Annotated in this window: 10 protein-coding genes; 5 read left to right on the top strand and 5 right to left on the bottom strand. The window is 72.5% G+C overall.

Going from position 1 to position 9004, the window contains the following annotated elements; translation table 11 throughout:
• The 4 genes from ACZ53N_RS07975 to ACZ53N_RS07960 all read left to right on the top strand — a co-directional run bounded on the left by ACZ53N_RS07975 (position 1) and on the right by ACZ53N_RS07960 (position 3701).
• The gene (locus tag ACZ53N_RS07975) at positions 1-1806 is read left to right on the top strand and encodes a S8 family peptidase (RefSeq protein ID WP_469140073.1); all 1806 of its coding nucleotides are present in this window, start codon (positions 1-3) and stop codon (positions 1804-1806) included.
• Between the two features lie 120 nt (positions 1807-1926).
• Positions 1927-2181 (top strand): hypothetical protein, encoded by a 255-nt coding sequence (locus ACZ53N_RS07970; protein ID WP_469140072.1) that lies wholly within the window; start codon positions 1927-1929, stop codon positions 2179-2181.
• Between the two features lie 35 nt (positions 2182-2216).
• Entirely contained in the window at positions 2217-2510 is a 294-nt protein-coding gene (locus tag ACZ53N_RS07965; protein ID WP_469140071.1) for a hypothetical protein, read from the top strand.
• Positions 2511-2885: 375 nt separating this feature from the next.
• A complete protein-coding gene (locus ACZ53N_RS07960; protein ID WP_469140070.1) occupies positions 2886-3701 on the top strand; it encodes an AfsR/SARP family transcriptional regulator in 816 nt (271 codons plus the stop codon).
• A 20-nt stretch (positions 3702-3721) separates the two neighbouring features.
• On the opposite strand, the gene ACZ53N_RS07955 is transcribed toward ACZ53N_RS07960, so the two are convergent.
• From ACZ53N_RS07955 to ACZ53N_RS07945, 3 genes are all read right to left on the bottom strand, one after another.
• The gene (locus ACZ53N_RS07955) at positions 3722-4237 is read right to left on the bottom strand and encodes a DM13 domain-containing protein (protein ID WP_469140069.1); all 516 of its coding nucleotides are present in this window, start codon (positions 4235-4237) and stop codon (positions 3722-3724) included.
• 261 nt (positions 4238-4498) lie between these two features.
• Positions 4499-5749 (bottom strand): glycosyltransferase, encoded by a 1251-nt coding sequence (locus tag ACZ53N_RS07950; RefSeq protein ID WP_469140068.1) that lies wholly within the window; start codon positions 5747-5749, stop codon positions 4499-4501.
• Between the two features lie 261 nt (positions 5750-6010).
• On the bottom strand, positions 6011-6334 hold the full coding sequence (locus ACZ53N_RS07945; RefSeq protein WP_469140067.1) for a hypothetical protein: 324 nt from the start codon (positions 6332-6334) through the stop codon (positions 6011-6013).
• Between the two features lie 234 nt (positions 6335-6568).
• Between ACZ53N_RS07945 and ACZ53N_RS07940 the strand changes: the two genes are divergently transcribed.
• Complete coding sequence (locus ACZ53N_RS07940; protein ID WP_469140066.1) at positions 6569-7471, top strand: RICIN domain-containing protein; 903 nt, start codon at positions 6569-6571, stop codon at positions 7469-7471.
• Positions 7472-7615: 144 nt separating this feature from the next.
• Here ACZ53N_RS07940 and ACZ53N_RS07935 read toward each other — a convergent pair whose 3' ends face one another.
• A complete protein-coding gene (locus ACZ53N_RS07935; protein ID WP_469140065.1) occupies positions 7616-8176 on the bottom strand; it encodes a DinB family protein in 561 nt (186 codons plus the stop codon).
• A 169-nt stretch (positions 8177-8345) separates the two neighbouring features.
• The gene (locus ACZ53N_RS07930; RefSeq protein WP_469140176.1) at positions 8346-8711 is read right to left on the bottom strand and encodes a DUF488 domain-containing protein; all 366 of its coding nucleotides are present in this window, start codon (positions 8709-8711) and stop codon (positions 8346-8348) included.
• Positions 8712-9004 lie beyond the last annotated feature (293 nt).

The raw sequence follows: 9004 nt of genomic DNA, 5'->3' as shown, positions 1-9004 counted from the left end.
GTGGCACAGCGAACAGGTGCGGGAAACGGCGGGGGCGGCACGGCCCCTCCGCCCCAATCGCCTTACGGGCAGGCCGAGCTGGTGTGCGTGACGCGCGCCGGTGCGGGCGTGCGGATCACTCCGACCGGCGCGAGCGCCGACTCGGACGTCTCGGTGAGCGCTCTGCACGCCGTGGCCGCCGACGCGGACGTCGTCATCAGTCCGCTGTTCGGCGCGGACCAGGACAGGCTGCTCGCCCAGGCGCAGCGGGCGGACGCACCGCCCCTCGACGACGACGCGCGCGAGGTCATCGACAGGATGGCGCGTTTCTACCAGGTGTCGGCTCCGGCCGGCCGGCTGGAGGAACTGGCCGAGCGGTTGCGGTCCTCGGACGCCGTCGAAGCCGCCTACGTCAAACCCGGCGCGCAGCTCGCGACCCGGGAAAGTGCGGCCAAGGCGTCGAAGAAGACGGGCACCGACAGCGCAGCGGGCCCGCCCCTCAACGACATGGTCCCCGCCGCGGCGGACGCCCCGCCCGTCACCCCGGACTTCACCGCCCGCCAGGGCTATCTCGACGCCGCACCGGGCGGGATCGACGCCCGCTACGCCTGGACGCGGCCGGGCGGCCGGGGCGCGGGGGTCCGGGTCATCGACTGCGAGTGGGGCTGGCGCTTCACCCACGAGGACCTGCTGAACAACCAGGGCGGCATCGTCTCCGGCACCGGCAGCACCGACACCGCGTTCGTCAACCACGGCACGGCCGTCCTCGGCGAGATCGGCGGGGATGTCAACACGCTCGGTGTCACCGGCATTTCGCCCGACGCGGTGACCAGCGCCTCCGCGTTCTCGATCGCGACCGCCACCGCGATCCGCAACGCGGCCGACCGGCTCGGCCCGGGCGACATCATCCTGCTGGAGATCCACCGGCCCGGTCCCAACGCGACCGGCTCCGGCCAACAGGGGTTCATCGCCGTCGAGTGGTGGCCGGACGACTTCCTGGCCATCCGCTACGCCGTCAACAAGGGCGTCGTCGTGGTCGAGGCCGCGGGCAACGGCGCGGAGAACCTGGACGCCGCCCTTTACGACACCCCGCAGCCCGGCTTCCCCGCCTGGTGGCGCAACCCCTTCCGGCGCACCGCGCTGGACGCCGGCGCCGTGATCGTCGGCGCCGGTGCGCCGCCACCGGGCACCCACGGCGCCGACCACGGTCCCGACCGGTCGCGGCTGGACTTCTCCAACCACGGTGCCTGCGTGGACGCCCAGGGCTGGGGACGGGAGGTGACGTCCACCGGGTACGGCGACCTCCAGGGCGGCACCAACCAGGACCTCTGGTACACCGACCACTTCAGCGGCACTTCCAGTGCCTCGCCGATCGTCGTCGGCGCGCTGGCCTCCACCCAAGGGGTCCTGCGGGCCCACGGCCGGATCCCGCTGTCACCGGCGCGCGCCAGGCAGCTGTTGCGCGCCACCGGCTCGCCGCAGCAGGACGCGCCCGGCCGTCCGGCCACCCAGCGCATCGGCAACCGTCCCGATCTGCGACAGCTGATCCCGGCCGCGTTGCAGACGGCCACGTGGGTCGGCGTCCAGTTCCGGGGCACCCTGGCGGCCAACGCGACCGGCCGTTGGTTCACCTACAGCTGGCCCGCCCACTGGCACGTGGTGTGGACGGTCCAGCCGACGAGCGTCCGCCCCGGCGCCCCGCAGGTCCGCTGGCGGGTCCGGGTCGAGCGGGCCAGTGACGCGTACGCGACGTACTGGATCGACGTGACCAACCTCGTGGGCGTCCCGGTGGACTTCGAGGGCCGGTTCGCGGTCCTCGGATGGTGACGGGGATGGTGACGGCCGGACGGTGAGCGTCGGACCGGAAACACTGCACCGGTCACGCCGGGAGCGTCGCGACCGGGCACGCCGGGATCGGGAGATGCGAGATCGGGAGAGGGAGCAACGATGCGAGTAGGAACGCAGTTCACCGGCACGCTGGGCCCCGGGCAGACCGGACGCTGGTTCACCCACAGCTGGCCCCAGGAGTGGCATGTCGTCTGGTACTTCATGCCGACGTCGCCCCAGGCCGGGGCCCCGCAGATCGAGTGGGAGACCACGGTGGAGCGGGCGTCCGCCACGGCGGTGACCTACTGGCTGACGGTGAAGAACATAAGTGGCGCGCAGATCAATTTCGAAGGCCGCTATGCGGTCCTCAACTAGTCCTCAGCCCCGTCTCATCACCTAGGGAGCCGTCCATGAAGCTGCACATCACGGTCGCGGACGACGGCGGGCCCGCGGGCACCGCGGCGGTCGGCACGCCGGCCACCGGTCCGGAGGCCGCCGACGCCGGGGCCGCCCCGGGCGCGACGGCCGGGGAGCCGGCCGCGGGCGCCGCGGGCCGGGGCACCGACGGGGGCGCGGCCCCCGGCTGGCTGACCGACCTCGTCCGGCTCGCCGACGCCGGTCAGGTGCCCCGGCCGGACGCCCCCGCGGGACCCGGCCGGGACGCGGACAGCCAGGACGCGGGTGCCGCACCTGTCTCCGGCTGACCCGGGGACAGGTGCGGAGAGGAAGAAGGGGTGCGGGGCGGTGGCGGAACACCTGGCTGCTCTGCGCTCCTGCCGCCCCCGGCCGGACCGCCGGTCCCGGCACCGGCACCGGTACCGCCGTCCGCCCCGGGCACGGGTCCCGCGCGCCCGGCTCGCCGTCACCCGTCGGCCGACCAGCCGGAAGCCGCATCTTCCCCGGCTTCTCACGGCACCGCCTATCCCTTGGCATGTGCCCCCAAACTCGGGCATCCTCGTCGTGGGGACCGGGCCCGACGGGCACAGACCGGGTGCGTCACGCCGACCGCCCCCCAGTCAGGCAGCGCCAGGACGCGGCCGCCGTGCGGCAGGTGCCGCAGGCACCCGGTGGGGGGAGCCATGACCGATACACGGGGGAATTCCGACGTCCCGCGCCAGCTGACCGCCGGGGAGTGGCCCGCGCCCGCGCACCGGCCGGCGCAGCGGACGCCGGGCCGGGTCACGGTCGCTCTCCTCGGCGGGTTCCGGCTCACCTTCGACGGCCGCGACGTGGAACTGCCCGGCGGTGCGCAGCGGTTGGTCGCGGCCCTCGCGCTGAGCGGCCGGATGAGCCGCAGCCGACTGGCGGGGATGCTCTGGCCGGAGACCGAGGAGCACCGCGCCCTGGCCCGGCTGCGGACCGGCATCTGGCGGGTCAACCAGGCGGCACCGGAGCTGGTGGTCACCACCGCCGGTGAGATCGCGTTGCGCGCGAGCGCCGAGGTGGACGTCCGCGACGTGGTCGAGGTTTCGCTGCGCGTGCTGCACGGCGGCGAGGTGGACCCGACGGCGTGGCCCTCGGGCGAGAACTCCGGGGATCTGCTGCCGGACTGGGTTGACGAATGGCTCGCCGACGCCCGCGAGCGGCTGCGCCAGATGCGCCTCCACGTCATGGAGACCGTGGCCGAGCGGCTGTGCGAGACGGGCTCCTACGGCCTCGCCATCGAGGTCGCGCTGACCGTGCTGCGCGCCGACATGCTGCGGGAGAGCGCGCACCGGGTGCTGGTGCGCGTCCACCTCGCCGAGGGCAACATCGGCGAGGCCTGGCGGGCCTACGAGACGTGTGTGCACGTCCTCGACCGCGAGCTGGGCGTGCGCCCCACCCGGGCGACCAGCGATCTGCTCGCGGGCCGCCCGCCGGGGGTACGACGGCGGGGCCTGAGCCATCCGCACTGAGCGCCCGGGCGCGCGGTGGTTCAGGCGCGGCTGAGGGCGGCGGCGCCGAAGGAGACGTCGAAGCGGTCGCACCAGATGCTGACGCTGGTGTACCGGTCGAGGTCGAGCCCGGCGGGCAGGACGTAGTTCTGGTCGCCCTTGTTGCCCTTGAGCTTGCCGAGGCTGACGTGCGCTCCGTCGTCGAAGACCCGCCACCCGGCCGTGCCCTTTTTCACGGGTGCGTCGGCGACCAGGACCCGCAGATCGGGCCCGTTGCTGGTGTCGAGGTTCTCCAGCCGCAGCACGCGGGTCCCGTCGGCCAGGCGCAGGATCCGCACCGTGCCGCTGGTCGCGTGCTCGTGGCTGATCAGCTCACCGGAGGCGAGGGTCCGCGCGGCCGACGCGTCCGCCGCGGCGGGCACCGCCTCCCGCACGGTCTCGTCGACCCACAGCTTCCACGGCTGAAACCAGAAGACCCCGGCTCCGACCGCCACCAGTCCGGTGATCAGCACCCCGATCACGACCCGCTTGCTCAGGATCCGCCGTATGCGTCCCATGTCCGTCTCCTCACGCCCGCTGTGTCTTCACCCATTCAACGGGCCGCGGGGGCGTGGGCCTCCTGGATTTCGATGACAAAAGTCTCACGGCGGCATCGCGGGGGGCGGCGGGCCTCGGGCCGGCGCCGGCGCAGACCGGTGCCGTGCGCCCGGCGCGGGCGGGACCTCAAGCCTTCTTCCAGCACCCCAAGTCTTCGTCGAGTACCTCAAGACTTTGTCCAGCAAGGCGTGTGGGTGCTGTCTGCGCTCACGCGGCAGGGTTCAGGCCCCGGCCAAGCGGTTCACGGCGGTGACGACCGGGGCCGTCCCGTCCTCCGCGCGGATACGGGTGCCCAGGGCACGGGCCCGGTCCCGGTAGGACGGGTCGGTGGTGACGCGCAGCAGGGCGGCGGCCAGGGCCTCCGGGGTGATGCGGCGCAGTGGTACGGCCCGGGGTGCGACGCCCAGGGCGATGAGGCGGGCGGCCCAGAAGCCGGTGTCGAGCTGAAGCGGGAGCGGCACGGCGGGTACCCCCGCGCGCAGGGCCGCCGCCGTGGTGCCCGCTCCGGCGTGGTGGACGACGGCGGCGGTGTGCGGGAAGAGCGCGGCGTGCGGGAGTTCGCCGACGGTGAGCATGTCGTCGCCGTCGGCCTCCAGCCCGCTCCAGCCGCGCTGGATCACCCCGCGCAGCCCGGCCGCGCGCAGGGCCCGCACCACGGTCACTCCCAGTCGCGCCGGGTCGGGCACGGGGATGCTGCCCAGCCCGACGAAGACGGGCGGTGGGCCCGCGGCCAGGAAGTCCTGGACGTGCGGGGGCAGTCCGGCGCCGGGCGGGTCGTACTGCCACCAGAATCCGTCGACGGTCAGTTCCGGGCGCCAGTCGCGGGGGCGGGGGACGACGAGCGGGCTGAACCCGTGCCGGACGGGCCAACGTTGCCGTTCGCGGGTGCGGCGGGCGGCACGGGTGCTGCTTGGCGGTAGGCCGAGGCGGGCCCGCAGGGTGCGGGCGGTGCCGGAGTAGACGGCGTCAATGGCGACGTTCACGGCCCGTGCGGCGATGCGGTTGCCGACCGGGCCCAGGGAGCGGGTGCTCATGACGCTCGGGGCGAACTCGCGGGTGGAGTGGAGGGGCTGGAGGTAGACCCCCATGGCGGGCAGCCCGAACCCCTCGGCGAGGGTGTGCCCGAGCAACTGCAGCGAGCTCGACACGAGCAGGACATCGGCCTTCTCCGCGCCCGCCAGCAGGCCGTCCGCCATCTGCCCCGCGCCCTGCCGGGCCAGCGCGAAGGCCCGGATCCGCTGCTCCACATCGTTGGCGCTGCGCCGCAGCGCGCGCCCTCGCGCACTGTCCAGCTCCGCCCGGGGATCCACCGGCAGCGGATGGAAACCGATGCCCGCCTGTTCGGCGAGGGGCGCGAAGGGGGCGTGGGTGACCAGGGTGACCCGGTGCCCGGCCCGCTCCAGGGCGTGCCCCAGTCCGGTGTAGGGAGCCACGTCACCACGCGAACCAGCGGTCAACAGAGCCACTCTCATGCGCGGCAGTATGCCGCACCCGCCAACTGGCGTCAGGGGATTGGAAGTACAACTGTTCGGAGGGCCGCCTCTTCGCCACCGGCGGTGTTCCGCGGTCGCGGGCGTGCGCCCCGAACCGCCACACGAGCGCCCATCGCCCACCCGGAGTCCGGCCCAGTCCTCGCCCGATCCTTCGAACTGGGCGAGGACTGGGCGAGGACTGGGCCTGATGCTGCGCGGACCAGTTGCTGTTGCCGGCGGGACGGGGAGCCGAGCGGGCCGTCAGGCCTGGCGACTTTCAGGCTTGGCGGAGACCGCTTCGAAGTTGCACGAGTCGCTGATCGTGGTGGAGCTGCGGGCGCCCAGGTGCTCCCACGATGTGTAGTGCCGGACGACAGTGCCGAGGACCCGGCAGTTGAAGACCATGCGGACCTGGCTGGCGGACCCCTGGCCCTTGCAGGTGACCCATACAGCGGTGTTCGCCCAGTGCCCCTGACAACTCGGGGGCTTCCACGCCTCCGTACCGGCCTGAGCGACGGGGGCGAGGACGATTCCGGCGCCGGCGAGGGAGAGAGCGGCGATGCCGGTGGCTATGCGTGTGAACACGACGACTCCTTGGGTCTCAAGTGGAAGGAGGGCGATCCCCGCTGACCCCCGGGGTGGCCCGGGACCACCTTGCGAGCACCGGAGAAAGCGGGTCAACGCCGTGGCACGTCCCGGACATGAGAACCGTGTCCGGCTTGGTGTCCGGCCTTGTCCGGGCCTTGTCCGGGCCTTGTTCGGGCAGGTTGGCCGGTTCGCGGATTGCGACCCCGCGCCGACACGGAGAACCATTCCGGCATGCGGGGGACAGACATACAGCTGCGAGGCGCACGCGACGCGGACGAGTTCACCGATCTCATGCGCCGTATCAAGGACCGTTCGGAGCTGACCTACCGGGAGTTGGAACAGCGGGCCCAGAACCGGGGCGAGTTGCTCGCCCGCAGCACCCTCTCGGACGTACTGCGGCACCAGTCCCTGCCACGGCCGGAACTGCTCGTCGCGTTCCTCCACGCCTGTGGGGTGGACGACGAACGCGAGATCGCGGAATGGCTGAGGACCCGGAGCCGCATCGAGGACGGGTCGGGCAGGCCATGGCGCTTGCGCCCCAGGCCCCCCGTCGGCCGGTCGCCGGTGGCCGCCGCCGTGGCCGTGACCGCCGCCCTCCTGCTGGCGGCGGGGGTGTGGACGTTGCTGGGGTCCGGTGACGAGAACGGCACACGTGCGCCGGCGGCCACGGCGGTACGGGGCTGGGTGGAGATCCGCCCGGCCCGCACCCCGCACCTCTGCCTGACGGAAGGCCGCGACCGCAGTGGCGCGTACCCGAGCGCGATCGCCGCGCAACGTCCCTGCGGGGAGGCGAGACCGCCGCACACGTACCTCAAGCGAGTCCACGACGGCTCCGACGCCCCGTACTACATCGAATGGCGCCACCCCCAACACGGAAAGGGCTGCCTCACCATCCGCCGGAGCGCCCCGGCGAAGGGCATGCTCGAACCCTGGGACGCGTGCAGCCGTTCCAACAAGGACCAGCACTTCCGCGTGGAGCCTGTGGGCGGCACGAAGCGTTACCGCCTGCACGCAGAGGGCACGGACCGGTGCGTGGGCATCGCCGCCGAGGACAGCGCCCCGGAGGCGGAGGCCATCGAAACGCGGTGCACCGGTGGCCCGGACCAGCAATTCCTGATCGAGAACGTGGCTTGACGAGAGGCGCCAACCGGAGCGGCCCGGGTCTACGGTCCGGGGGCAAAGTCATCGGCAGGCCCGTCGTCGGACGGGCCTGCCGATGCCACCGGGCGCGCGCTGTCACGGGATGCCCATGGGGTCAGCTGCGAACTCCGGCCCTTGTCACTGGCCCACCCTTCCGTCGATGCGCTCGCGCAACAGGTCGGCGTGCCCGCAATGACGGGCATACCCGTCGATCCTGTGCACCATCAGCTCCCGAATGGCAATCCCGCCTTTCCCCACACGCTCGCCCAGGTCCGGGTGCTCGGCCAACGCGGCGTCGGTCGCGGCCTGCTCGCGCTCCAGATCGGAGTACGCGGCGTCGACCAGGGCCTGCTCGGCGACGGCTCCATCGAAGTCCGCGTCACGCTCGCCGTACAGCTTCGGCAGCGGGTCAACGTCACTGATCCAGTTGCGCCAGTCCCGTTCCACCGCGGCGAGGTGCCGGACCAGGCCGAGCAGCGACATCGTCGACGGCTGAACCGACCGACGGGCCAATTGCTCCGCGTCCAGGCCCTCGCACTTCATCCGCAGGGTCATGCGGTAGTTCGTCAGGAAGTCCTGCAGTGTCGCAAGCTCACCGTCCGGACTGGGACCTTCGCTGTTGCGGGGGTCGTCGTTGGGGTCGGCCCACATGTCGGGGTAGACGGTTGCCTGGCTCCATCGCCTGGGTTGGTCAGTCATGCGTTCTATGGTCGTCCGTGACGACCCAGCTCGCTACTGAGTTATCGGGTCGAGGTGACGTCGCGTCAAGGCGTCGGAGGCGGCTGAGCAGATCGCCACGTTCGCAGCCGAGCAGATGCAGGCACCGACGCGCCGTGCGTTTCCGGGGAGCCGGTCGGGTGAGCGGTCGTTACCTGTGTGTCAGCTCCGCCTGTAGTACGACTGCCGCGCTGATTTCGTAGTCCTTGGTGGCGGTCAGCAGGGTGAGGTGTCCACGTTGGGTCAGCTCGCGCAGGTGCTGCAGGGCTTGCTCATGTGCCGTATCGCGGAGTTCGGCACGGTAGCGGCGGCTGAATTCCTCATACTTAGCCGGATCGTGCCCGTACCACTTCCGTAGCTCGGTGGAGGGCGCGACGTCCTTGCACCACTCGTCGAGGGCGGCCGAGTCCTTGCGCAGCCCGCGCGGCCAGACCCGGTCGACCAGCACCCGGCTGCCGTCCGCCTCCTCGACCGGATCGTAGACCCTTCGCACCCGCACTCGCTGTGACTGCCCCATGCACCCCATCGTCGCCTCCGCGCGCCGGGAACGCACGCTCCGACGCCGGGCCGTCGCGTCGGAGCGGCGCTGTTCCGGGTCGGCAGGCTGTTCGACACGCTGCAGCCGCCCGCCCATCTCATCGACGGCCGCCCACCACTCCAGCCCGTTTCTCATCGCCTCCGGGCGCGTACTGGCTCCTCCCCGCTCGGCCAACAGCGAAAAACGCGCATGGTCCGCCGACCACTGGCCAGTTGGCCCCACCCGCACGCATAAGCTGTCGGTGGAGCAAACCCCCGTAGGGATACGGGGGA

The sequence above is a fragment of the Streptomyces sp. NPDC033229 genome (genome assembly GCF_055576875.1).
Note: the sequence above shows the minus strand (reverse complement) of the source record. Positions and strands in the feature narration are given on the sequence as shown.